This is a genomic window from Saccharibacillus kuerlensis DSM 22868, from assembly GCF_000378145.1.
GTDB lineage: Bacteria > Bacillota > Bacilli > Paenibacillales > Paenibacillaceae > Saccharibacillus > Saccharibacillus kuerlensis.
Genome location: NZ_KB899281.1, coordinates 77,093 through 103,459 on the forward strand (window position 1 = coordinate 77,093; position 26,367 = coordinate 103,459).

Annotated in this window: 19 protein-coding genes and 1 tRNA gene; 18 read left to right on the forward strand and 2 right to left on the reverse strand. The window is 49.6% G+C overall.

Annotated elements, in window-relative coordinates; translation table 11 throughout:
* Positions 1 to 74 precede the first annotated feature (74 nt).
* The 4 genes from F456_RS0107835 to F456_RS0107850 all read left to right on the forward strand — a co-directional run bounded on the left by F456_RS0107835 (position 75) and on the right by F456_RS0107850 (position 6,944).
* On the forward strand, positions 75 to 2,501 hold the full coding sequence (locus tag F456_RS0107835; protein ID WP_018976459.1) for a putative bifunctional diguanylate cyclase/phosphodiesterase: 2,427 nt from the start codon (positions 75 to 77) through the stop codon (positions 2,499 to 2,501).
* 205 nt (positions 2,502 to 2,706) lie between these two features.
* Complete coding sequence (locus F456_RS0107840; RefSeq protein WP_018976460.1) at positions 2,707 to 3,561, forward strand: S66 peptidase family protein; 855 nt, start codon at positions 2,707 to 2,709, stop codon at positions 3,559 to 3,561.
* A gap of 11 nt (positions 3,562 to 3,572) precedes the next feature.
* Entirely contained in the window at positions 3,573 to 4,577 is a 1,005-nt protein-coding gene (msrA, locus tag F456_RS0107845; RefSeq protein ID WP_018976461.1) for a peptide-methionine (S)-S-oxide reductase MsrA, read from the forward strand.
* A 123-nt stretch (positions 4,578 to 4,700) separates the two neighbouring features.
* Positions 4,701 to 6,944 carry a helix-turn-helix domain-containing protein gene (locus tag F456_RS0107850; RefSeq protein WP_018976462.1) on the forward strand — a complete coding sequence of 748 codons (2,244 nt, stop codon included), beginning with the start codon at positions 4,701 to 4,703 and terminating at the stop codon, positions 6,942 to 6,944.
* A 144-nt stretch (positions 6,945 to 7,088) separates the two neighbouring features.
* Here F456_RS0107850 and F456_RS0107855 read toward each other — a convergent pair whose 3' ends face one another.
* Positions 7,089 to 7,976 (reverse strand): carbohydrate ABC transporter permease, encoded by an 888-nt coding sequence (locus F456_RS0107855; protein ID WP_018976463.1) that lies wholly within the window; start codon positions 7,974 to 7,976, stop codon positions 7,089 to 7,091.
* Positions 7,977 to 8,360: 384 nt separating this feature from the next.
* On the opposite strand from F456_RS0107855, the gene F456_RS0107860 reads away from it, so the two are divergent.
* The 12 genes from F456_RS0107860 to F456_RS25125 all read left to right on the forward strand — a co-directional run bounded on the left by F456_RS0107860 (position 8,361) and on the right by F456_RS25125 (position 23,924).
* Positions 8,361 to 9,218, forward strand: coding sequence for an ABC transporter permease (locus tag F456_RS0107860; RefSeq protein ID WP_229675716.1), 858 nt, complete (start codon positions 8,361 to 8,363; stop codon positions 9,216 to 9,218).
* A 28-nt stretch (positions 9,219 to 9,246) separates the two neighbouring features.
* Positions 9,247 to 10,770, forward strand: a complete 1,524-nt coding sequence (locus tag F456_RS0107865) for an extracellular solute-binding protein (RefSeq protein WP_018976465.1) — start codon at positions 9,247 to 9,249, stop codon at positions 10,768 to 10,770.
* A 97-nt stretch (positions 10,771 to 10,867) separates the two neighbouring features.
* Positions 10,868 to 12,073 (forward strand): glycoside hydrolase family 88/105 protein, encoded by a 1,206-nt coding sequence (locus F456_RS22080; RefSeq protein WP_018976466.1) that lies wholly within the window; start codon positions 10,868 to 10,870, stop codon positions 12,071 to 12,073.
* Positions 12,060 to 13,412 carry a glycoside hydrolase family 28 protein gene (locus tag F456_RS0107875; RefSeq protein ID WP_018976467.1) on the forward strand — a complete coding sequence of 451 codons (1,353 nt, stop codon included), beginning with the start codon at positions 12,060 to 12,062 and terminating at the stop codon, positions 13,410 to 13,412. Before F456_RS22080 ends, F456_RS0107875 begins: the two co-directional genes overlap by 14 nt.
* Positions 13,413 to 13,527: 115 nt before the next feature.
* Positions 13,528 to 14,430 (forward strand): dienelactone hydrolase family protein, encoded by a 903-nt coding sequence (locus F456_RS0107880; protein WP_018976468.1) that lies wholly within the window; start codon positions 13,528 to 13,530, stop codon positions 14,428 to 14,430.
* A 3-nt stretch (positions 14,431 to 14,433) separates the two neighbouring features.
* Entirely contained in the window at positions 14,434 to 15,432 is a 999-nt protein-coding gene (locus tag F456_RS0107885; RefSeq protein WP_018976469.1) for a pectinesterase family protein, read from the forward strand.
* The gene (locus tag F456_RS0107890) at positions 15,429 to 17,102 is read left to right on the forward strand and encodes a glycoside hydrolase family 43 protein (RefSeq protein WP_018976470.1); all 1,674 of its coding nucleotides are present in this window, start codon (positions 15,429 to 15,431) and stop codon (positions 17,100 to 17,102) included. Before F456_RS0107885 ends, F456_RS0107890 begins: the two co-directional genes overlap by 4 nt.
* Positions 17,103 to 17,657: 555 nt before the next feature.
* Complete coding sequence (locus F456_RS0107895; RefSeq protein WP_018976471.1) at positions 17,658 to 19,433, forward strand: ABC transporter ATP-binding protein; 1,776 nt, start codon at positions 17,658 to 17,660, stop codon at positions 19,431 to 19,433.
* 17 nt (positions 19,434 to 19,450) lie between these two features.
* Complete coding sequence (locus F456_RS0107900) at positions 19,451 to 21,274, forward strand: ABC transporter ATP-binding protein (RefSeq protein WP_026293738.1); 1,824 nt, start codon at positions 19,451 to 19,453, stop codon at positions 21,272 to 21,274.
* A 181-nt stretch (positions 21,275 to 21,455) separates the two neighbouring features.
* Positions 21,456 to 22,646 carry a formate-dependent phosphoribosylglycinamide formyltransferase gene (gene purT, locus F456_RS0107905; protein WP_018976473.1) on the forward strand — a complete coding sequence of 397 codons (1,191 nt, stop codon included), beginning with the start codon at positions 21,456 to 21,458 and terminating at the stop codon, positions 22,644 to 22,646.
* Positions 22,636 to 23,091 (forward strand): GNAT family N-acetyltransferase, encoded by a 456-nt coding sequence (locus F456_RS0107910; protein ID WP_018976474.1) that lies wholly within the window; start codon positions 22,636 to 22,638, stop codon positions 23,089 to 23,091. Before purT ends, F456_RS0107910 begins: the two co-directional genes overlap by 11 nt.
* Before the next feature lie 281 nt (positions 23,092 to 23,372).
* The gene (locus F456_RS25125) at positions 23,373 to 23,924 is read left to right on the forward strand and encodes a CAP domain-containing protein (RefSeq protein ID WP_018976475.1); all 552 of its coding nucleotides are present in this window, start codon (positions 23,373 to 23,375) and stop codon (positions 23,922 to 23,924) included.
* 116 nt (positions 23,925 to 24,040) lie between these two features.
* On the opposite strand, the gene F456_RS0107920 is transcribed toward F456_RS25125, so the two are convergent.
* Positions 24,041 to 24,113 (reverse strand) — tRNA-Lys (locus F456_RS0107920).
* Positions 24,114 to 24,325: 212 nt separating this feature from the next.
* Between F456_RS0107920 and F456_RS0107925 the strand changes: the two genes are divergently transcribed.
* Entirely contained in the window at positions 24,326 to 25,144 is an 819-nt protein-coding gene (locus tag F456_RS0107925; protein ID WP_018976476.1) for a GDSL-type esterase/lipase family protein, read from the forward strand.
* 243 nt (positions 25,145 to 25,387) lie between these two features.
* Complete coding sequence (locus tag F456_RS0107930; protein ID WP_018976477.1) at positions 25,388 to 26,359, forward strand: ABC transporter ATP-binding protein; 972 nt, start codon at positions 25,388 to 25,390, stop codon at positions 26,357 to 26,359.
* Positions 26,360 to 26,367 lie beyond the last annotated feature (8 nt).

The following is a 26,367-nucleotide window of genomic DNA, read 5'->3' on the forward strand; positions in this document are numbered from 1 at the left end:
AAAGACTTACTTCTAGGACAAGAGCTGACTTGCTATGGGTAGTTCCCTAATATACACGGGCGGGAGAGAAAATCATGAAGGATATATTAGAAATCGTAGCGCTAAACTGGTTTTTTTTAACAATTTCATTAATAGGCTCGATTACGGCTTGTATAATGATTGCCTACGGTACATCATGGCGGCATTCGGAGCTTCGGACGGGACGGGTCAGGCGGCGGCAGGGACTTGTCGTACTGCTTGGAACCGCAGCTTTTAGCATTGATCATATTGTCGCGCCACTTTCCTTGAATTTGGAAATCAACAGCGATTACTATGCGATTCATTTGATCTTTACTGTCATTGGCTGCTTCACAGCAACATGGCTTGCGATTCGTTACGCTGTAGTGTCTGCCAATAGCCCTTCACGTTTTTTTGTAACTGGAATTATTGTGTCGTCTACTATTCTGCTGTTTGATTACGCAAATGTGATCTTCTTATTTCGCGACTTGGCTGTCTGGAACCCCGATCTTGTAGCCATGACCACAGCTCTTACTTTCTGTACGGGTTTCGCAGTGATTCGGCTGTTAACCCTGTCCAATCGCAACCGCGAGCATGGTTTGCATTCTCGCTGGACGGTCTGGGGAATTATACTGTGCGGTCTCGGGCTATATAGCATTCCTCTCTTGTGCATACTTTCCGTGTTGCCGCTGGATCTTTATACACAAAGCGGCGAAATTGGAGCCAATCGAGCGTTTTTACATCCTTATATTTACACACTGTTTATCATTTGTTTGTTGGTTGCCATTCCCGATAACTTCGTACACGTCCGTGAGAAACTGCAAAGAAAAAAAATGATCGAACGCGAGCAGCATTATATTTCCTTGTACGAACATAATCCGGACAGCGTATTGGAATTTGACAGTGAAGGCATTGTGACAGGAATGAATACACGAGCTGAAGGCGTGATGAAAAAGCTGGGCAAAAAAGTAATGGGTGTTCGCTTCAGCGAAATATTTTCGGCTGAACAGCAGCGTATTGTAAATGAACATATGAAACTTGTATTGAGCGGAAAAACAGGAACGACGGAAGTTGACCTTCAAGGTCCGGACGGTTATACGGAATCATATGCCCTCACATCGCTGCCAATCTGGGTCGGTCATCATATTGTTGGTGCATACAGCATTGCTAAAAATATTACAAAACGCAAGCGCGATCAGGAAACCATTCGGCATCTTGCCTATCACGACGAGCTAACGGGGCTGGCCAATCGTCGTTCGTTTGAAGTAACTTTGGAACGATACACCAATTATGGATCAAGCAAACCGATTCCCTTTACCCTGCTGTTTGTCGATCTTGATCGATTCAAAAGGCTCAATGACTTCTTCGGACATGCTTTCGGCGATCTTGTCATCAAGTATGCAGGCCGTTTAATTAAGGAGAGCATCCCTGCGGACGCTTTCCTCGCACGAATGGGCGGCGATGAATTTACGGTCATTTTGCCTAGCGTACATGAGAGCGACGATATTAAAAAGTGGGCAGGTCTTATTGTTGAACGCTTCAATGAGCCATTCGATATCGGCAAACATACGGCAAAGCTATCCGCTTCGGTTGGCATTGCGCGCTATCCGGAGGATGGGTTGGTAGGCGAACTGCTCACCAAACATGCAGATGCTGCGATGTATGTAGCCAAGCAGAACGGCAGCGCCCAGTATCGCTTTTACGATGCGGACAGCGACCGAAACAGTCAGGAAGAAATTCGATTAGAGCAAGAACTGGAGGATGCGGTTGAACAAAACCAGCTGCGTCTCTTATACCAGCCAAAATTCGATATCCGCAGCGGGGAGACAATCGGTTACGAAGCACTCGTTCGTTGGCATCATCCTGTCCTTGGCGAAATTCCACCGCTTCGCTTTATCCCATTGGCCGAAAAGAACGGAATGATCGTGCCGATCGAGCAGTGGGTACTGCGTACCGCTTGTTTGCAGGCAAAAAGCTGGCAAAGTGAAGGGCACCCGCCTCTTCCGATCGCTGTCAATATTTCTCAGGTCCATCTGATGAAACCCGATATCTATGAGACGATTCTTCAAACTTTGAGCGAAACGAACTTTGATCCAACTCTTCTGGAACTGGAAATTACGGAAAGTGCGATGATGCATAATGAAGAGCACGTCATCGAAATTCTCGACAAGCTCAAAGCTGCAGGTATTTCGGTCTCAATGGACGACTTTGGCACCGGATACAGTTCACTTAGCTACCTGCACAGTCTGCCGATCACCTGCTTAAAGATCGACCGGTCATTCATTCGCAAAATCACGACTGATAAGGACAGTAAAGCGATTGCCGAAATGATTATTTCCATGGCCAAGCAGCTGGAGCTCACAATCATTGCCGAAGGTGTGGAGACTCTTGAGCAGGTCGCTTTATTGGAGGAACTGCAGTGCTATAATGTGCAGGGGTTCTATTACAGCCGCCCATTGTCTCCAGAACAGATCCATTATAAGAACAGCATAACCGCCTCCTGAGAGAAATAACTTACAGCAGCGAAAGCCTTCAATTTGTCTATGACAAATGAAGGCTTTTTACTTTTTTATAAGAACTATTAAAAGAAAAAAATAATGTAATGAAAAATTCACAATAACAAAAACAAAATTAAAATACCGAAAAATGAGGATCATAAAAAAGCAGCATTAAAATCATGTACAATACATACAAAAAGGAGGAGTCTCAATGTCTGCATTTCAATTCAAGGCCGGCGATACCGCAGCTCTGATTGCCTGCTCCGACGGCCTTCTGCCGGAAAGTCGTCCTCGAATCGATACCCTGATTAAACATTTGCAAGATTTTGGGCTTCGGATTGTGGAATCACGTACGCTGATGCGTAAAGACAGCAGAAGTCCATTTAGCGGAAGCCCGGCGGAAAGAGCGGACGAGCTGAACCGGTTGTTCGCCGATCCGGGTATCGCTGCAATTTTCGATATATCCGGCGGCGATTCTGCCAATCAGATACTTCCTCTAATCGACTATAAGAAAATTAGAAGCAGTGGAAAGCCCTTATTTGGACTGAGTGATCTGACAACAGTGCTGAATGCAGTCCAGACACGGAGCGGCATTCGCACCTACCATTACCGAATGATGAATCTGATTGGCGCATACGGAGAACGTCAGCGGGAACAATTCTATCGGACTTTTTTCAAAGGGGAGTCGGATCTTTATGATTTTGATTTCGAATTTCTACAGGGAGAAGATTTGAACGGCGATGTGATCGGCGGAAATCTGCGCTGCCTGCTTAAGCTGGCAGGAACGCCTTACTGGCCCGATTTTTCAGACAAGGTCCTACTGTTGGAGTCGCTGGGCGGCGGTGCCAACCGTATCGTATCGCTGCTGTCGCAGCTGTCCCAGACCGGAGCGCTTGAACGCTGTTCGGGACTGCTGCTGGGCACTTTTACCGAATTGGAGAATCGCAACGAGTTTGGAATTGTGCGTGATTATGTACTGGAGCTAACACAGAAAAAACGGATTCCTATTGTCAAATCGGATAGGATTGGACATGGAGAAGATGCGAAGTGCATCATACTGGGCTAGGAGGTCACAGAATGAGGATTGGCGGTCGCTGGTTCGGTAAAAACAAATCGGCTCAATTTTCTGCAGAGCAGAGTTCGTCTGTCCGTGAAGGAGTGACGAAACAGTCGTTTGACCAAGCAACATTTGCGGGCGGATGTTTCTGGTGCATGGTAGCGCCGTTCGACGAGCTGCCCGGTATCGTTTCGATTGTGTCCGGCTACACCGGAGGTCATACCGAAAATCCTACTTACGAAGAAGTAGGAAGTGAAACGACCGGGCATGCGGAAGCTGTGCAGATTACGTTTGATCCCAATTTGTTTCCTTATTCGAGACTGCTTGAATTGTTCTGGCAGCAGATTGATCCGACGGATGCGGAAGGACAGTTTCAGGACCGGGGCGCTTCTTATCGAACGGCCATTTTCGTACATAGCGAATATCAGCGGCGCGAAGCGGAAGCATCCAAAAAGGCGCTGCAGAAGAGCGGAAGATTCAAAGGGAAAATCGTAACAGAAATTACGGAAGCAGGACCCTTTTACCCCGCGGAAGAAGAGCATCAAGACTATTACAAACGCAGATTCGGTCATTACCGGTTGTATCGGCAGCATTCCGGGCGGGAAACATTTATTCGCAATCATTGGAATACCGACAAAGACCGTGAGCGGCTGAGAAAAGAACTGACGGAAACAGAGTATGACGTCATGATTCGCGGCGGCATGGAGCGGGCGTACGACAATGCCTATTGGAATGAATACCGTTCCGGCATTTATGTCGATAGATTGAGCGGCGATCCGCTGTTCGATTCGAAAGACAAATACGATGCGGGAGACGGTTGGCCCGCCTTCTCGAAGACGTCCGATACCCATTTGGTGCGACGAGAAGCGGATTTGGGCGGTGGAGAAGTACGGACTGCACTCGTTAGTCGACTAACTGGCATGCGTCTAGGTTATTTGCTTTACGACGGACCCGGTTCAAATCGTCTCCATTATCGGGTGAACTCTGCTGCTTTGCGTTTCATACCGACCCAGACAGACGATTGATGAAAGTAAATAGATTGTCTAATCTCTCACAGCCTTATTATTTAAAAATAAAATTTAGGGTTACGATATTCGGTTTGAAAGCGTTATAATATGGAAGAATATTATAGACGCTGGAGGAATTCTATGAAAAAAGGAAGAATGTTCTACAAAACGTTTATTCCGATTCTCCTGTTGGGTGTAGGCCTAGCGGTCAGCTTCGGCATCTACACGTACATTCAAACGGTTCGATCCGTACTCGACAGCGTAGCCGAGGAGAAGCAGAATTCCATTACTCAGATCAAAAATAACCTAGAGCAAAAAATAAGAACTATTGAATACGCTTTCAATACGTACAGTACGACAAGTTCTTTTGACGAAGTTGTAAACAATCCGATTACTGAAAGAGACTTTATCGCTTACCGCGAGGTCAACTCTCAATTGAATTACATAGCGACCATGGGGCTTGAAGGTGCGGAATATACGTTGATCAGCTTGAATCAGGATTGGAAAATTTCGAATGGCACATTATCGCGCATCAGTACTCAAGAGAAGGAAGAGCTTTATAATCAGTATATCGACAATAGAGAAAAGGGCTTGTTCTGGATCAAAACAGAGACGGGAATCCGCTTTGTGAACACGCTGCCGGCTTTTTCGAACAGGAAGGAAGCCATCGCTTTATCCGATATTTCGTTGGCAACGCTGAATCGTACACTGCGTACGGAGGAAGGAGCCCGCGTCTTTATTCTGAATAAGCAGGGCGATCTCATGTACGATACGGAAGTACAGTCTTCGGATGAGGTTCTGAACGGAGAGCAGCGGATCAATCTGGTTCAAACGACCGCAGACGGCGAGTTGGGCGGAATCATTGACGGGGAAGCAAATGGAGAAGGTCAATTAATTTATTCGCGTTCGGCTTACAATAACTGGACGTATTTTACCGTACTCGACCAACGGGAGATTGCCGGTGCGCTGCAGGCGACCCGTTTTGGTTTGATCGCCATGGAATTGGCATTAATTCTGCTTATCGCCGTGGTCGCTTACTGGACCGCTTCTCGTTTTACCAAGCCGATCAGCCAGATTACCCGCAGCCTTCCGGCTCATGCGACACTGCCGGGACATAACGAAATCGATTGGATCTTGACGTCGATCAACCGTCTTCTGAGCGAGAAGCAGAGTCTGGAAAGTCTAATGGAAGCGGAGCAGCCTCAGTTGGAGACTCAATTTGTATTGAATCTGTTCCGTAACCGGATCTCCGCAGCGGAGCTGGATCGTCAGCTGCAGCGGCTCGGCTACGAAGGCAGCGAGTCACGCCAATATGTGACGATGCTCGTCCAGCTCGACAACGTCGGCAAACGGGATACCCCTGACCGTGATGTTCTGCTGCTGGCTGTGAACAAGATCGCCGAAGAGATTATCCCTGCAGGGCAGCGGATGCTTCCGGTTATCTTAAATGATGACACGCAGGCAACCATCCTCATGTTCGATAATATGGATGAGCAGGAAATCCGCCGCAAGATGCTGGAGTATGCCAAAGAAGTTATTCGTACCGTCAAAGAATATCTTAAGCTTTCCGTAAGCGTGGGCATCAGCCGGGCCCAAGGGAAGCTGCTGAAAAGCAAAGAGTCATGCGAAATGAGCAAGCAGGCGCTGCATCAGCGTTTGAATCTTGGCAAGGAATCGATTATTTTCTATGAAGACATTACCGGAGTCGTATCGGGACCAGTTCTGCTGCATTATCCGGTCGAGCTGGAGTCCAAACTGTTCGATGCCATTCGTTTGGGGGATGAAGAACGGGTGTCGACGGCACTTTATCCTCTGCTGGCAGAGTTTATGAAAAAAAGCCGCAGTTCGATGAACCTCGAAGTGATGCTGATTCGGCTGGTTAACAATCTCATTCAATTGGAACAGCTGCTTGGTATCGAGGTGCTGTTAACAGCGGATAATCATGCTCTATACCACCGCCTGCTTAGTATCCGCAATCCCGAAGAAGTAGAACGGATTCTGGTCGAACAAGTTATTTTCCCGATGGTGCAGAGCATGAAGAAAAAGACGAACGAGCAGTTCCGCTGCTTGTCGCAGACTATCGCGGATATTGTGCGTGAAGAATACGACCAGGAGCTGTCGCTTGAAATGATCGGAGAGCGGCTGCATTATAATCCGAATTATTTGAGCAGCATTTTCAAAAAGGAATTCGGCGTTACATTCAGCGATTACTTGATGGGGTACCGGCTGGACATGGCAAAAAAGTGGCTGACCGAGACGGACCAGACCGTCAAAGAGATCGCCGAGCGGTTACAGTATCAAAATCCGCAAAACTTTATCCGCTCTTTCCGCAAAAAAGAACAGGTGACACCAGGGGTGTACCGCAAACTTAGGCAAAATGTATAACCTCATTCACGGCACTCAACATGTTCAAAAGATACTTCGAGCAAGAAGGCCCCGTGCTCCTGTGATTGCACAGAAGTACGGGGCCCGCTTGAGTTATACGAATTTTATACGAATCGTGCACGGAGAAGCTTGAATGGATGAAAATCAACCTTTGACTGCACCGAGCAGAGCGCCTTTGGTAAAGTGCTTCTGTACAAACGGATAAGCGATCAGCATCGGTACGGTAGCCACGACGATAACGGCCATTTTGATCGTCTGGGCGGGAGGAATAACGTCGACCGATGTTCCTTCGGCCTGCATACCGCTGGACACGATCACAATCTGACGCAGCAGAACCTGGATCGGCCATTTTACCGAATCATTGAGATATAGAATAGCAGTCATGTATGTGTTCCAGTAAGAAACACCGTAGAACAATGAGATCGTCGCGATAGAAGGCAGTGCGAGCGGCAGCATAATTTTGAAAAAGACACCGAAATCGTTACTGCCGTCGATCTTGGCGGATTCCTCCAGCTCAGGGGGAAGCGCCTGGAAAAAGTTACGCATAATAATCAGGTTGAACGCATTGATCGCAACAGGCAGAATCAGTGCCCAGTAAGAGTCAATAAGGCCGACACCTTTAACAACGAGGAATGTCGGAATCATGCCGCCGCTGAAGAGCATGGAGAATACCACGACAAAGTTAATGAAATTGCGTCCTCTCAAATATTTGCGCGACAGTCCGTAAGCCATCAGCGCAGTCAGCGCCATACTGACCAGTGTACCGACCAGCGTGACACCGATCGAGACGCCTAGCCCTTTGAAAATAGTTGGAGTAGATAAAATGTAACGATAAGCATCCAGGGAAAACGTAGTGGGAAACAAAATGAAGGGCTTGGATACGACTTCTTGGGTCGACGCAAATGAACTGGCGATAACATTGACGAACGGGAGCAGGCAGATCAGGGCGATGAGAGTCAGCAGCGTATAGTTGATGATATCGAACAGCCGACTGCCCAGTGTCTGCTTGCGGGTTGAGGATAAATGCTTCATGTGATGCACCTCCTAGGGGACTTGAATGCCTACTTCAACGATAACAGCGTCCGGTCGTTCCGTATATAATCCGCGGATGAGATCGTTCACCTTTCAATCCTTGTGTGCCGAATAATCATCATCCACTATAGTAATCATCAGTTGAGTTCAGGAGGAAAGGAATGGCGTAGTGGCGCGGTTTTGTAAGCGTTATCATTTGATGATTATATACGGAATGTCCGCTGGAGTTTACGCTGAGGATGCAATCGGAATTCAAAGTGAGAGTGAGGTTGGTAAACGATGGCAAAGCCGGTGAACGTGTCGGATGCGTCCCTGCTGAAGCTGGATCGTCAAGCGGTACGCAAGCGTCCATTCGGAATACGCAAGCACATACTGCTCTATCTGATGATCCTGCCCGGTTTCCTCTATTTCGTTGTTTTCAAGTATTTTCCGATGGGAGGGCTTGTGATCGCGTTTCAGGATTACCAGCCCTATCAAGGCATCCTGGGTAGTCCATGGGTAGGCTTTAAGCATTTTGTTCGGCTGTTTACGGAACCTACCTTCTTTATGCTGCTGCGCAATACGCTCGTCCTGTTTGCACTGAATATCGTCGTCTTTTTCCCGCTGCCAATCATTCTTGCACTTATGCTGAACGAAGTTCGGCACCGCTTTTTCAAAAACTCGATCCAGACGATCGTCTATATCCCGCACTTCATGTCATGGGTTATCATCGTCTCGATCAGCTACGTATTCCTTACAGTTGACGGCGGAGTATTGAATGAACTGCTGGCGTCAATGGGACTGCCCAAGATCAGCTTCCTGACATCGCCGGAATGGGTACGAACCGTCTACATCGGACAAATTATCTGGAAAGAGCTTGGCTGGTCGACCATCATCTACCTGGCTGCGATTACAGTCGTCGATACGCAGTTGTATGAAGCGGCAGATATGGACGGAGCGAGCCGGCTGCGCAAGACTTGGCATGTGACGCTTCCAGCGATTCGTCCAGTCATTATTACGCTGCTTATCCTCCAGATCGGCAGTACATTGGATCTCGGCTTTGAGCACATGTACTTGTTATTGAATTCCCTGAACCGCGAAGTGGCGGAGATTTTCGATACGTACATCTACACGGCGGGGCTTAAAAACGGACAGCTCAGCTACAGTACGACAGTCGGTTTGTTTAAAGGTGTAGTCGGACTGGTTCTGGTTATACTCTCCAACCGACTCGCTAAAAAACTTGGGGAAGACGGCGTGTATTAACTTCATTTCAAAGAAAAGGGGTAATCACATGAACGATGCGAAAAAAGCCCGGAAAGCAACTGCCGCACTGCTCTGTTCGTCCTTTTTACTGCTAAGCGCCTGTGGAGGCGGAGGCAGCCAAGCCGCTTCCGGACAACCTTACGACGAGAACTCGAAAGCGACGATCAGCTGGCTTAATATTTTGCATACCGCTTCTCCGCCGACCGACACCGTGCTGAACAAGATCGAAGAAAAGACCAATGCCGACATTCAGTTTTCCTGGATTCCGGATGCTTCAAAAGAAGAGCGAATCAATACGGCTCTTGCATCCGACTCGCTGGCCGATGTCGTTACGCTGACCATGCTCGACAATTCTTCGGTGCGCAACTCGCTCAAGTCGGGATTATTCTGGGAAGTGGATCCTTACCTGGACGATTATCCGAATTTGGCGAAGATCTCCGAAGATACGCGCCGCTCGGCTTCCATTGACGGAAAGCTGTACGGGGTACCTTTCCAGAAAGATCTGGCGCGCAACGGGGTAACCATCCGCAAAGATTGGCTGGATAAGCTGGGTCTGGAAACACCTAAAACGACGGAAGAACTAATGGAAGTTGCACGTGCATTTACCGAAGACGATCCGGATGGGAACGGGAAAAATGATACGACGGGCTTTGTAGACCGCAGCGATCTGATTTATGGAGCATTCAAAACGCTGAGCTCTTACTTCGGTACTCCAAATGTATGGGAAGTAAGCGAAGACGGCAAAATGACACCTGAATTTATGACCGAGCCTTATATTCAAACGATGGATTACATGAAAAATTTATACGACAACGGATATATCAATCAGGACTTTGCGGTAACAGCCAAAACGGATCAGCAGCAGAAATTTGCGCAGGGCCGTGCAGGCATCTACGTCGGAGCAATATTCGACAGTAAAAACCTGCTCAATATGGCGAAGGGCATTCAGGACGATATGGAACTGGTACTGGTTAATAACATCACGTCAACCGGTAATGAAGCCGATCGGGCGATATGGGCAGCCAATAACGGGATCGGCGGCCTGCTGGCTTTCCCAAGATCCGAGGTGAAGGACGAGGCCGAATTGAAACGTGTGCTGAAATTTGTGAACGATCTGATGGACGAAGAGACTTATGCGCTGATGACATACGGCATTGAAGGCACTCACTATAAGTTGGACGATCAGGGAGCTGCAACGATTCTGGACAGCGATTTATGGCAGCAGGAAGTGCAGCCGTTTGCCGCCAGCCGTCCGAAAGAAAGCGGATATGACATTCATGATTCCGATCCGCTCAAACAAGAATCCGATAAACTTATTGCGGAAAACGCCGACTATGCTGTGTTGAATCCGGCTTACTCGCTGGAATCGGAAACTTACAATACACAGGGATCGGAACTTCAGAAGATGATTACCGACGCGACTTACAAGTACATTTTGGGCGAGATCGATCGGAGCGGTTTCGATACGGCAGTTGAGAATTGGAAAAATTCCGGAGGAGCGGCGATCATATCGGAATATGAAGCTGCTTACAAGGAAATTCAATCGCAATAACGAGAAGTAAGAGGAACGGAACTGTATCGTACAGGAAAAAGCCGCATACAAGTTGAGGCCGGACCGGCGCTGCCGGTTCGGCAATAAGGAGGCCGACATGAACAACTCTATGGAAAAGTTGAACAGCTGGAGCATTCGCACGGCGGAATCAATCATGCAGCGAAGTCCAAAGCTGCATCTCTGCAACGGACATAACGGTAAATGGTCGTATGACTACGGCGTCGTGCTGAGAGGTTTTGAAAATTTGTGGCGGCACACCGGGGACGAGCGGTATTTCCGGTATATCCGCGAACAAATGGATCACTTCATCGGAGAAGACGGCACTATTCTCGGTTACTCACAGGAAGAATATAATATTGACCATATCAATAACGGCAAGCTGATGTTTGCCCTGCATCGCGAGACGGGAGAAGAGAAGTATCGTTTGGCGGCCGATCTGCTGCGTGAACAGCTGGAGCATCATCCGCGTACGTCGGAAGGTGCGTTCTGGCACAAACAAATTTATCCGTATCAAATCTGGTTAGATGGTCTATACATGGGTGCGCCTTTTTATCTTCAATATCAGTTGGAATATGGAGGCGGTCAAGGACTGGATGACGTCACTCGGCAGTTTCTGCTGTGTGAGCGTCACACCCGGGACGAGAAAACAGGGCTTCTCTATCATGCCTGGGATGAGCAAAAAGTTCAGCCTTGGTGTGATCCGCAGACAGGGTTGTCTCCACATTTCTGGGGACGTTCGCTCGGCTGGTTCGTTATGGCGCTTGTCGATACATTGGAGCTGCTGCCGAATAATCAGGCCGACGCACCGGAACTGCGGCGAATGCTAAACGATACGCTCACTGCACTGCTTCCATACCAAGATGAAACGTCGGGCGTATGGTATCAGGTTGTCGACTGCGGAGAGCGCAAAGGCAACTATTTAGAAGCTTCAGCTTCCAGTATGATCGCTTATGCAATGGCCAAGGGCATCCGTCTCGGTGCGCTGGACGAAAGATGGCGGGAACCGCTGGATCGCACCTTCCGCGGCATTATCGAAGAATTTGTACTGGAGACGAAAGAAGGCTGGATTAATCTGAACAAAAACTGCCAAGTAGCAGGTCTCGGCGGAGCTGATCAGCGGGACGGCACGTTCGCTTACTATATCAGCGAGCCGATCGTGACAAACGATCAGAAAGGGCTTGGCGCTTTCCTGCAGGCGTGCGTAGAGTACGAGCTGGCTCTTCCTAATGCCGGAGTCGGCAGCGAAGAACAGGGGGCGGACAGTCGGCTGGAGGAAGGAGTGAGAGGTCTTGGCTCTCTATAACGTTAAGGATTACGGCGCACTGCCGAATACGGAGCAGCCGTCAACCGTCGGCATTCAGGCAGCAATCGATGCCGCTGCTCTTGCCGGAGGCGGCACAGTGTTGGTACCTGCGGGCGTCTACCGGACCGGATCGCTTCGTTTGCGCAGCCATATCGAGCTTCGGCTGAGCCCGGGGGCCCTGCTGAAATTCAGTACCGATCCGGATGATTATCCGATTGTCGATTCCCGTTGGGAAGGTGTGACCCGGCAGGTGTACGCTTCTTGCATTTATGGGGCGGATCTGGAGAACGTATCGGTAACCGGAGGCGGGACGCTCGACGGCTGCGGACAACCTTGGTGGGATAGGCATCGGGGGGCGCCCGAAGATTTGGCGTATCCGCGCCCCAAGCTGATCGGTCTCGATCGCTGCAGGCGGGTTACGCTGCGGGACCTGAATTTGATCAATTCGCCGAGCTGGACGGTCAATCCACTTCTCTGCCTTGATGTAACCATCGATAACCTATCGATTCTCAATCCAGCCGATTCGCCGAATACGGATGGAATCAATCCGGAATCCTGCTCCGGTGTACGAATTATCAACTGTCATATCGACGTCGGCGACGATTGTATCGCGATCAAGTCCGGTACGGAAGATACGCAGGAACGCATTCCCTGCGAAAATATTTCGATCGCCAATTGTACGATGCTTCACGGTCACGGTGCTGTTGTGCTCGGGAGCGAAATGAGCGGAGACATTCGGAATGTCGTGATCCAGAACTGCGTGTTCAAGCAGACTGACCGGGGAATCCGCTTCAAGTCCAGGCGAGGTCGCGGAGGAATCGTCGAAGATGTCCGGATCAGTCATATTGTCATGGAAGATGTCGTCTGCCCGTTTATCCTCAATCTTTATTATTTCTGTGGGCCGCGCGGCAAAGATCGTTATGTCTGGGACAAGAGCCCGTATCCGATTACGGAGGACACACCGGAATTTCGGCGTATTCATTTTGCCCATATTACCGCTCGACGGGTGCATGCTGCGGCCGGATTTCTATATGGGCTGGCCGAAATGCCTGTGTCGGAAATTACATTCAGCGATATTGAGATCTCGATGGCTGAAGATGCTGTTCCCGGCCTGCCGGCCATGATGTCCGAGCTTGAACCGATGCGTGCCAGAGGCTTCTATTTGGGAAATGTGCGGGATATCCAATTTTACCGGGTGCGGATCGGAAGGCATGAAGGTCCTGCTTTTTATATCGAAAACGGGCATGGGGTCGAGTTCGAAAACTGCCGATCCGTCGATACGGCGCAGCCTGAAGAATTGGTGGAGCGAACGATGAGCGAATCCGGAGTAGGCCAATAGATGGGTCAAGCGGATGTTGTCAACTGGAAGCCTATTACAATCCAGTAAGGTAGCAAGACAGTAAGACAACAAGGCATCAGGGCAGAAGAGAATTTTGCGGGAAGGAGGAGTGGATATGCGCGTCAGTCCGCTGTGGGCTTATCTTGGCGACCTCCCCGAAGACAAACCTGTGGAAGCCAGATTGGTACGAAGCGAGGTGTACGACGGTTACCGGTTGGAGACGCTGATACTTGAACTGAATGGAATCGAGTCGGTGCCTGCCTATGTGGCGCTCCCTGCCGAGGCTGAGGCTCCCTATCCGATCGTGCTGTTCAATCACTCTCACGGAGGCAATTACGATCAGGGTAAACGCGAGCTGATCCACAGCAGTCCATATTTGCAGCAGGAGTCTTTTGCCCGGACGCTGACAGGCATGGGATATGCAGTAGGTTGTATTGACATGTGGTGTTTTGGAGAGCGCAGCGGCAGGACCGAGAGTGAGACGTTCAAGGAAATGCTCTGGAACGGGCAGGTTATGTGGGGCATGATGCTGCACGACAATCTGAAATTTCTGGATTATTTGTGCGGAAGGGAAGATACGGAAGCTTCACAGGCTGCTGCGTTAGGCATGTCAATGGGCGGACTGATGGCCTGGTGGTCGGCTGCGCTCGACGAGCGGATCGGTGTAACTGCGGATATTTGCGGACAGGTGGAGGCCCGGGCGCTTATCGAACGGCGCGGGCTGGATCATCACGGATTCTATTCCTACGTTCCGGGTCTGCTCAAGCATACGGATACACTGGATATTCAGAAACGAATCGCCCCGCGTGCACGCATCAGCCTGACCGGACGACATGATAAACTTTGTCCACCGGAAGGTGTTCGGCGTCTGGATGAAGGGCTGCGCGCCGTTTATGCCGAGCAAGGATATCCAGACCGTTGGTGCTCTGTAGTTACAAGCGGAGGGCATGCTGAGACGGCGGAGATGAGGGAGACATGGAAACATTTTCTGGCGAAACATCTGCGGATGGAGGGATGATTCATGGCCGTATGGGTAGGCAGGGAGCCGTACTGTGACTATGCGACAATCCGTGAAGCCGTAGAAGAAGTCGAACGGCGTTCCCCGCAGCTGCCGGAGACGATCTATATTTTATCCGGCACTTATCGGGAACAGATCGTCATCTATCGGTCGAAGCTGTCGATTATCGGCATTGGCCGGGTAGAGATCGTAATGAATCGCTATGCCCGAGAAAAAGGCGGGGACGGCGAAGAAATCGGCACTTTTGCTACACCTACGCTGTTTCTCGGAGGGAGCGATCTGCTGGTTGAAAACCTTACGGTGATGAATACGGCCGGGCAGGGGGAATCTGTGGGTCAAGCGGTAGCGCTAACAGCATATTGCGATCGTGCCGTGTTTCGTTCCTGCACGTTCAGCGGACATCAAGATACGCTGTTTACCGGCCCGCTGCCTCCGTCGCCCAAACAACGTGCCGCATTTGGCGGAGTCGAAGTTCGAGAGCACCATGAGCAGTATCGTCAATTGTATCTCAACTGCCGAATCGAAGGGACGGTCGACTACATATTCGGCGGCGCTTCTGCCTATTTTGAACACTGTGAACTGCATAGCATGGTCCGTACAGGTGAGCAGCAGACCGGATATGTGACGGCGGCTTCGACACCCGAAGAACAGCCTTTCGGCTATGTATTTCGCAGCTGCGTGCTCACTGCGGCTCCCGGTGTACCTCCGGCTTCGGTGTATCTGGGGCGGCCGTGGCGCGGTTATGCGAAGACCGTATTTGCCGACTGCCGCATGGGCAGCCACATTCATCCGGCCGGCTGGCACAACTGGGACAATCCGGCGAATGAGCGGACAGCCGATTACCGGGAATACTACGGAGAAGGACACCAAATATCGGCTGTGCGTGCTCCTTGGACGATCTGTCGCCCGTATCCGAACACGGATTGGAGCAAGGAAAGTCTATTTGCCGGCAATCACTTCTGGAATAAGTCGGCCGAAGGTGAAAGGAGTGTACGGATATGAACAAAAGCGAAACGACAATAGCAAAGTCAAAGTCCTCTGCATCCGTAGCAATCGAAAATCCGGTATTGAGAGGATTCAATCCCGACCCGAGCATGATTCGTGCGGGAGACACTTATTATATTGCCGTATCTTCTTTTCAATGGCTGCCCGGCATTCGTATTTACGAATCCAAGAACTTGACGGAATGGGATCACCTGACCGACGTGTTGACAGATCAAGTCGAACTGGCTGGCAGTCCGCACAATTGCAGTATCTGGGCGCCGCAGCTCAGTTATGCGGACGGTCTTTTCCACTTGGTCTATACGGATGTAAAAAGTACCCGCCGGCCATTCAAAGATGTTCAGAATTATCTGATTACCGCTCCCAAAATGGACGGACCTTGGTCCGAACCCGTATATCTGAACGGGGTGGGATTCGATCCTTCGCTGTTTCACGACGAGGATGGGCGAAAGTGGCTGCTGAACGTCTTATGGGACCACCGGATTCCGGAAGGCAATAAATCGGTTGGAATTACGGCGCAGGAGTATGATCCTGAACTTCGCCAGCTTATTGGGCGTCCGGTCCGGATTTTTGAAGGAACGGAGCTGCGCAAGACGGAAGCCCCGCATCTGTATCGTCATGAAGGTTGGTATTATCTGATCACGGCCGAAGGAGGAACCGGTACGGGACATGCGGTAACTGTCGCGAGGTCGAGGGAGCTTCTTGGTCCTTACGAGGTGGACCCGCGCAATCCGATGATGACTTCGAGCGACCGTCCCGATTGGCCTTTGCAATGTGCGGGTCATGCAAGTCTGGTAAAGACTCCGGGCGGCGACTGGATCATTGCACATTTATGTACGCGTCCGGTTGAAGAGAATGATGCCATTCTCGGCCGCGAAACGGCACTGCAGCGAGTCGAATGGGACTCGGATGGTTGGTTGAGGCTGTGCGGAGGCGGTCATACGCCGCAGCTGGAATTTCATGTTCCGGCGGAATATGCGGAACGTTCTGACATGAATGGAGCGGCTGGAAAAACAGGTACTTCCCTGCAATCGTCCGAGGCGAAGATACGGGGATTTGCCGGAGGGCGGTTCCAAGATGAGTTTGACGGAGCGAAGCTGCATAAAGGTTGGAACAGCCCTCGTGTGCTGCCGAATGAAAGTTGGTGCTCGTTGGATGCTCGTCCTGGCTATCTGCGTCTGACAGCGGGCGAATCGCCACAGAGTCTGTTTCATCACCATTTGCTGGCTGTTCGACAGACGGATTTTGCATTCCGTGCGGAAACATCGCTCGATTATCAACCGGAATCGTTTCTGCATATGGCGGGATTGATGCTTTATCTGAGTGAATCACGTTATCTTTATGCTGCGGTCAGCTGTGACGAACATCAAGGCCGAGTTCTGTCGGTTATGCGAGCGGAAGATGAGACATTTGAGCAGCTAACTCAGCCAATAGCCGTTGACGGTCACGAGGAGATTGGTCTGGCCGTCGAAGTTAACGGGAACGAGGCCCAGTTTTTGTATCGAGTTGGCGAAGCCGACGAATGGGCTGCGCTCGGTGATCTTTGTCATATTGGATTTTTGTCGGGAGGTTTTACTGGATGTTTCGTAGGAATTGGCGTTCACGATATGCAGCGGCTGCATGGCAGTTACGCTGATTTCGGATATTTTCGCTATGAAGGCAGAGGGTAGAACCGGATTTCCCTGCCCAATTTCGATATGCGGCCGAAGCAACGTTGGTCCGAAGGGTAAGATTTTCAATCCAAACTTTTGGACAGTCTAAGCGCCCGTTTTGTTAGGGCGCTTTTGCTTTGCCGAATAAATATACATCAAAATCCTCTATATTCTTTCTGTATTCCTATAATGAAGAAAAGAATGCGGGATAGTTTGAGAAGGATCTCTTACTGCATATATATTGGATTTATAGGAGCTTAGACAGGGCTTTTTTTGAAAAAGAATCTAGCTGCTTCAAAAAAAGTTAAAGCGTTTTCGGAATTTTTCGATCAAAATCTACGAATCTTGTCAAAGACGCCGAATTAACGAGAATCAGAGACTATTTGCTATAAATGAATGCGCTGACAACGCGAGCCGAATCCAGAGGAGCTCCATTGGCAGAATACGCTTTTTTCCTCGCTTTGCCGGGATAAAGACAGGGTGATAAACTGCATTATGCTTAGGTATATGTATCTTTATACGGAATGGGGTAACGACAATAGCTCGTAACCCCGACAAACGAGGAGGAAAGACATGAACGTTCTCAGGCGACTGCAGGACTATTACTGGGAGAAGAAAGCGTATATGTTCGCTTCGATTCTTTTTCTGGCAATCGCCACTGCTCTGGGGTTGGTATACCCCAAACTGCTCCAAGTGCTGATCGACGATGTGATTTTGCCCCGCGATTTTGAAGCCGTACCGAAATTGGCCCTTGCCGTGGTCGGCGTTGTAACGCTCAAAGCGTGCATGCAGTTCCTGCACGGCTTCTTCGGCGCTCGTCTTGGTAACCACCTGGCTTACCGTTTACGCAACGCTTGTTACGAGAAGCTGCAGTTTCTATCATTCCGCTACTACGATACGGCCAAAACAGGCGATCTGATGGCCCGCCTTACAGGCGATCTGGAGGCTATTCGTCTGTTTATCGGGTTCGGCTTCGCTCAGATTCTTAACCTGTTTCTGATGGTAGGCTTTGGTGCAGCGATGATGCTGTCGATCAATTGGCAGCTGACACTGTTTACCCTGGTCACTATTCCGGTGCTGCTCTATGTAGCGCTGCGGTTCGAATCGCGTATTCATCCGGCATTTCAGGAAATGCGCCTGGCACTCAGCTCCTTGACGACGGCGGTGCAGGAAAATGTCACTGGCGTTCGCACGGTTAAAGCTTTTGCCCGTGAACCGCACGAAGTAAACAAGTTCTCGCTGCGCAACGACCGCTACAGAGATAATCAGCTGCATGCCTCGGGGCTCTGGAGCCGTTACTTCCCGGTCATGGAACTGCTGGCTTCCGCCTGTGCGGTGCTGTTGATTGGCGTCGGCGGCACGATGGTCATTCGGGGCAGTCTGACAATCGGGGAATTGGTCGCCTTTTTCAGTCTGATTTGGTATATCATTGGACCGATGTGGGGTGCCGGCTTCCATATCAATAACTACACACAGTCCGAAGCGTCCGGCGAACGAGTTCTACAAATTTTGAATCAACCGATCGACGTCCGCGACAAGGAAGGAGCCATAAAGCTCGACGACGAACGGATACGCGGGCATGTGACGTTTGAAAATGTCAGCTTTGCTTACGGCAACCAACTGCGAGCTGTACATGAAATCAATCTGGATGCGCCTCCGGGTAAAGTCATCGGTCTTCTGGGCGGAACAGGTACAGGGAAATCAACGATCATTCAGCTGCTCATGCGCGCTTATGACGTGACGGAAGGATCGATCAAGTTCGATGGAATGGATATTCGGGATATTCGGGTCATGGATCTGCGCAGTCAGATTGCAGCTGTATTCCAGGAGACGTTCCTGTTTTCTTCAACGGTTAAGGGAAACATCGCTTATGGCATGAACAACGTCTCGATGGACGATATCATCCGCGCCGCCAAGCTCGCTAAAGCGCATGATTTCATCATGGAAATGAAACAGGGCTACGATACCATTGTAGGGGAGCGCGGTATGGGACTCTCGGGTGGACAGAAGCAGCGGATCGCGATTGCACGGGCGCTGCTCAAAAATCCGAAAATACTGATCCTGGATGATGCGACCAGCGCGGTTGACATGGAGACCGAGCAGGAGATTCAAGCCGGATTCCAAGAAGTCATGAAAGGACGTACCACGTTTATTATCGCGCATCGGATCTCTTCGCTGCGTCACGCCGATGAAATTCTGGTGCTCGACGAAGGACGAATCGTTCAACGAGGCACGCATAATGAGCTGATTCGAAAACCGGGCCCTTATCACGACGTGTATCGTATTCAATATGCCGATCATATCGCCCGAATGGAGAATGAAGGCAGCGAAGGGGGAGCGGTCCTGTGAGTACCCATACCGAAAAGTTGAAAACGGAGCTTAACAAGCAGCCGCAGCAAAATCCCGAAAATGAACGGTTTGTCTACAAAGACGACGATGACATCGATAAAGCATTTAACTGGAAACAATTTGCCCGGCTGTTCGGTTATATGAAGCCTTACGCCAAACAGTTTCTGCCGCTCATCATTCTGATGACAATTCTCGGCACAGTTACCAAACTGGCAGTTCCTTATCTGACCGGCGTATTGGCAATCGATCAGGCGATCAGACAGAGCAATCTCCCGCTTCTCTATATTGTAACGGCGTCCGTATTGGGGCTGTACGTGGTGCAGTGGGCAGCCAACGTATTCCGGATCAAGTATACGAATATTATCGGACAGCGGGTCATTTACGATATACGCTCTTCGCTGTTTGCGCATATCCAGAAGCTGTCGTTTAACTTTTTCGATAAAAGACCTGCAGGTTCCGTATTGGTGCGGGTAACGAACGATGTCAATTCGCTGCAGGATCTGTTTACAAACGGTGCGGTCAATGTATTGATCGACTGCGTTCAGTTGGCTGGTATCATGGTCATTCTGCTGCTGATCAACTGGAAGCTCGGTCTGGCGGTCATGATTACGGTGCCGATTATGTTCTTTATTTCGACCAAGCTGCGGCAGAAGATCCGAATAGCGTGGCAGGATGTACGAATGAAAAATTCCCGCATCAATTCGCACTTGAACGAAGCGATTCAGGGAATCCGAGTGACCCAAGCTTACACGCAGGAACAAGAAAACATGAAATTTTTTGACGGAATGAATACGGAAAGCCGCAAATCTTGGGACCGCGCTTCGACGATGAATCAGTCTTTCGGACCGCTGATCGAAATTACGGGCGGCGTCGGTTCAATGATTCTGTTCTGGTATGGTGCGTATCTGATTCAAGAGGGAGAAGTTACAATCGGCCTGCTCGTTACATTCGCGAACTACGTCGGCAACTTCTGGGATCCGATTAACCGCTTGGGACAGATGTATAACCAACTGCTTGTCGCAATGGCTTCCTCGGAGCGGATCTTCGAGTTCCTCGATGAGAAGCCAAGTATCGACGATAAACCGGATGCCAAGCCGCTGCCGAAGATCAAGGGCGACGTCAATCTGGAAAAGGTTGTCTTCGAGTACGAACCGGGACGCCAAGCGCTTAAAGGCATCGACATTGAGGCGAAAGCAGGGCAGTCGATCGCTCTGGTCGGCCATACAGGTTCCGGTAAATCGACGATTATTAATCTGCTGAGCCGCTTCTATGACGTCACTCAGGGGACGGTGAAAATTGACGGTATCGATGTGCGCGACGTCAAGGTAGAAAGTTTGCGTGCACAGATTAGCATCGTACTGCAGGATACGTTCATTTTCTCGGGTACGATCCGGGACAATATCCGCTTTGGGCGTCTTGATGCAACCGACGAGGAAATTGAAAAAGTAGCTGAAGCGGTCAAGGCACACGACTTCATCATGTCGCTGCCTGCCGGTTACGATACGGAGGTCGAAGAACGCGGCAGTGCGCTTTCGATGGGCCAGCGTCAGCTGCTCTCCTTTGCCCGGGCACTGCTTGCCGACCCTCGAATCTTGATTCTGGATGAAGCGACGGCAAGCATCGATACGGAGACCGAGCTCAGAATTCAAGAAGCGCTTAAAGTCCTGCTTCAGGGAAGAACATCTTTCATTGTAGCGCATCGCCTCTCGACTATTCGACACGCCGACAAGATTATCGTGCTTGATCACGGCGAAATCAAGGAACAGGGAACACATAAAGAGCTTATCCGACATGGCGGGATTTACAACGGTCTTGTAGAAGCTCAATTCCGATATTTATAAAATTTGAGTGCTCTAAAAGTATGGAGAAGACCGTAAGTCATATTTACCGGAAAACCTGCGACTTTTTTCGCGGGTTTTCGTCAATTATTCATAAAAATTTATATAATCGGGCTTGCAATTCGGCTGGCGAGCACACAAAATAGAAAGAGACAAACCAAAAAGGCGTAGGAGTTGGTCAACGATGTGGGGGGCTCCATTATCCGCGAGCGCGAAGAAAGTTATGCTTCTCGGCAGCGGTGAACTGGGCAAAGAAGTCGTTATCGAAGCGCAGCGGCTCGGAGTGGAATGTATTGCAGTGGATCGTTACAATAACGCTCCAGCCATGCAGGTTGCTCATCGGAGCTATGTGATCGATATGTTGGACGCCGAAGCGTTGAAGGAACTTGTTCTAATGGAAAAGCCGGATCTGATCGTGCCGGAGATAGAAGCCATCGCAACACCCATGCTGCAAAGACTGGAAAGCGAAGGATTCAAGGTCATTCCGACGGCTGCAGCCGCAAGACTCACAATGGACCGTGAAGGGATTCGCCGGCTGGCCGCAGAAACGCTTGGACTGCCGACGGCGGAATACCGTTTTGCGGATACGCTGGATGAACTTAAGGCAGCCGTTGCGGAACTGGGTGCGCCCTGCGTAATCAAACCTCTGATGAGTTCTTCAGGCAAGGGACAGAGCGTGCTGAAGAAACCGGAGGATGCGGAGCACTGCTGGCAGTTTGCATTGGAAGGTGCGCGCGCGAAAAACAGTACACGTGTAATTGTAGAAGCTTTTGTGCCGTTTGAAAGTGAAATTACGCTACTGACAGTCAGAAGCGTATCGGGGACATTATTCTGTCCGCCGATCGGCCATATTCAAAAAGATGGTGACTACGTAGAATCGTGGCAGCCGCATCCGATGGATGCAGCCAAGCTTGAAGAAGCGAAGCGGATTGCCAAGACGATTACGGACGAGCTGGGCGGGTATGGTCTGTTCGGAGTAGAATTGTTCTTGACAGACGACGGCGTCGTATTCAGCGAAGTATCGCCTCGTCCGCACGACACCGGAATGGTAACGATGGCCACGCAGGATTTGTCAGAGTTCGCTCTGCACATTCGGGCGATTTTGGGTCTGCCGATTACCGGAATTGAACTGCTGACAGCAGGTGCATCAGCGACGTTAAAAGCGAGCCGGTACAGTGAAGGCTTCGCGGTTGGAGGTCTGTCGGAAGCTTTGAGCGTTCCGCGCACCCAGGTTCGTATATTTGGCAAGCCCGATTCAAAACCGGGTCGCAGAATGGCCGTTGCGCTTAGCGCAGCGGAAGATGTGGAGACTGCGCGGAACCGCGCCCGTGAGGCGGTCGGTCTGCTAAAAGAGGAGTATTCGGATGACAACTAATGTATTGGAAAAAACGGCCGATCTTCGCACGGCTACCTGCGGCGATGCCGCAGTCCTGACAGAGCTGATGCGTAAATTGTCGTATCCTACGACACCAAGCGTTATGCGGGAGCAGTTGGAGGCCCGCGAAAACAATCCGAATTATTGCACTTATTTGGCGGAACAGGACGGCAGAGCAATCGGTATGATTTCACTGCGCCTGATCCCGGCACGGGGTTCGGAGGCACAGATGGTCCAAATCGCCGGTCTGATCGTTGACGAAGCTTGCCGCGGCTGCGGGATCGGCCGACAACTCGTGAGACAGGCGGAAGATTGGGCTCTGGAGTCCGGCAGCAAATTCCTCTTCCTAACAGGAATCAACCGGGAAGACCGTCTCGGCGCACACAACTTTTACCAGCGTGCAGGTTTTGAGAAATTCGGCTGCAAGTTCATCAAATCCCTCTAGATAGTAAGCGGTCCGCCTTTTGGAATTGGACGACTTACAGATTCAATGACTTATAAATAAAAGTATTTTTGGTTCCGCTTCTTATGAGCGGGACCTTTTGTTGTTTTGAGCATATACCCATTTTAGAACCTTTTGATTGCAATAAATACGGATAAATTTATAATTTTTTTTCAAAAAAGGGGGCTTTTCTTGTTTCAAAGCTGGAAACGTGGTAGAGTGGGTAGGAGTGTTAGGCGATGTAAAATTAATCCATTTGTTAGGAAAGAGGAGGAACTTCGGAATTGAAAACAATTTTTGAGAATAAAATGCAGGTATTTAAGAAAACGAAAAGTTTGACTAAGCGTGTCGCAACTTTTGCCTTGGCTGCTTCATTGGCGGTCGGAGGCGTTTATATAGCGGGTCCGGCGGAATCGGCTAATGCCCAGATCAGTTATCAAGCCGCTTACGCGAAAACAACTACCGACAAAACCCAGTTTACGAATAAAGTTATCTATCTTGTGAACTTGGAACGCCGCAAGGCTGGACTGAAGTCGCTTTCGATCAACACGAAAACTTCGCGGGCTTCGAGCTTAAAAGCGAAAGACATGTCTAGAAAGAATTACTTCAATCACACTTCTCCAACTTACGGATCGCCGTTCAATTTGCTTAAGCTGCAAAAGATTTCTTATCGTACAGCTGGCGAGAACCTTGCAATGGGACAACGTTCACCGGAAAGTGTAATGAAAAGCTGGATGAGCAGCCCAGGGCATCGAAAGAATATTTTGAATCCGAATTTTAAATCGATCGGGGTTAGCTATTACAACGGATATTGGGTGCAGATGTTTATCGGCTAAGCAGTTGAAAGCCGGAATACACGTTGAAGGCATGATCCTAATAGGTTTGAATAATAAGCTAACAAAAGAAACCCAACCTCCCGGGAGGTTGGGTTTCTTCATCATATATAAAAGAATGGGACATGTAGGAATCGAACCTACAACCTGTCGATTAAGAGTCGAATGCTCTGCCAATTGAGCTAATGTCCCATATTTCTTCTAACGGCCGCACGGTTACTTTTATTCAGTGCTTACCGGCGACAAGGAATATCTTATCATAGTTACTTAGAGGTTGGCAAGTATTTTCTGAAAAAAACTTTGAATTTCTTATTGGACCGTTTGCAAATCGCTTCACAAACACTTATGGTAAATTAGAAAAGATAAGCGCGAAAAGGGCGGTCCGCCGGTTGAGGAGGATGAGCATGAATTCTTGGAAGTGGATATGGAGAATGACCGCTTTACTGTCGGGAGCAGCAACACTGCTGTTGGCTGTAGGCTTTGGCCATGGAGCACAGGAGCTAATATTTCCGCGGCCTAATGTTGTAGATACAGAAGCTTCGGCGAACGCACCGTTAACAAACCGCGAACCTTCGCTCGAAGATGGCAATTATCGGATTGTTGCAGTAGGCGACTCTCTCGCAAAAGGTACGGGCGATACAACCGGACAGGGATTCGCTCGGAGAACAGCTGCGCTGCTCGATCAAAAAGATGATAAAGAAGTACGTTTTCTGAACAATTTGGGCATCAATGGCATGACAACCCGCCAGCTGCTGAATGAGCTTGAAGAGCCGGGCGTACAGTATGTACTTAAGGAAGCGAATATTATCTTGCTGTCGATCGGCGCCAACGACCTGTTTCAGGGAGGAGAGGCGCTGCAGATGGGTTCTGGAGTTCCTGATTCAGCCGCAGCCTTTGATGAAGCTCTGCCGGGCGCAGTTGAACGTCTAGGCGAGATCCTGAATATGCTGCGTTCGATTAATCCTTCCGCACGAATCGTCTATATCGGATTATATAACCCGTTTGGAGATATCGAAGAACTGCGTGAGGCTGGCAACCAAGGAATAACGGATTGGAATGCAAGAGCGGCTGAAATGATTGCAGAAACTGAAAATATGACGCTGACACCTACATTTGATTTATTTCAGCGCAATCCAGGGGCTTATTTGTCATTCGATCATTTTCATCCAAATTCGATTGGATATGAACGCATTGCTGAACGGATCGTACAGGGGCTGGAGTAAATTAGCGAGCCGATAAAGCGTATAAGGTCTATACTTATAAAAGCTGCAGTAAAGAAAAGGTCAATGAAACAGGAACGAACCATGAAAAAAAACGAACCATGAAACAGAAATGAACAATGAACTCACACAATAGAAATAATATAGAAGCATATATATTGAAATACGTGACAGCAGCATAGGGCGGAACGAAACAATAGTAATGCCAAAAGAGAGAAAAAAGATATTCGGAAAGGGGAAATAGGAATGCAACAGCCTAGCGGCGGCTCTGTGCTGCACGTACAGGATCTGAACAAGCGAATCGGCCGCAGGACAATTATTGACAGCATAAGTTTTGACGTGCGTGAAGGTGAAATTTTCGGTTTTTTAGGACCTAACGGGGCAGGGAAAACGACAACGATTCGTATGCTGGTAGGGTTGATTAAGCCGAGCTCTGGCAGTGTGGAAATTTGCGGTTTCAACGTGCAGAAGCAGCCGGAAGAAGCTTTGAAATATGTAGGATCTATCGTTGAGAATCCGGAAATGTACCCGTTTCTGACCGGATGGGAAAACTTGATGCATTTTGCGCGTATGCAGGAAGGAGTGGACGAACAGCGCATTTGGGAAGTGACTGAACTTGTTCATTTGAGTGGAAGAATTCATGAGAAAGTACGTACTTACTCGCTTGGTATGCGTCAGCGTCTAGGCATCGCGCAAGCGCTGCTGGCCCGGCCGAAACTGCTGATTCTGGACGAACCTACGAATGGTCTTGATCCCAAGGGAATCAAAGAAATGCGCGCATTTATCCGTGAGCTTGCCGCTAGTGGACTTGCGGTGTTCGTATCCAGCCATTTATTGAGCGAAATTCAGCTTCTCTGCGATCGGGTGGCTATTATCGGCAGCGGCCGAGAACTTGCAGTAGGCTCTGTCGACGAGCTTATGGGTACCGGCCAGGCGTTGGTTATCTGGGATGCTGATCCTAAGGAGAAAGCCCGGATCCTACTGAGCAAATATACGGATATCGTTGTCATGGATCCCGTGGATTCATCCGTTTTGGAAGATGCTGCGGCTGCTTTGTTAAATGAAAGAAGTATTGTAACGGAAACCCCGGAGCACCGGGTAGCCGAAGTGCTGGAGCATATGGTTCGTGAAGGAATCACTTTGAGAGGTGTAGACCGTGTAGCTCCGACACTGGAACGGCTTTTCCTGAAAATGACGGAGGGGGCAGGCATCGAGTGAAGCGATTT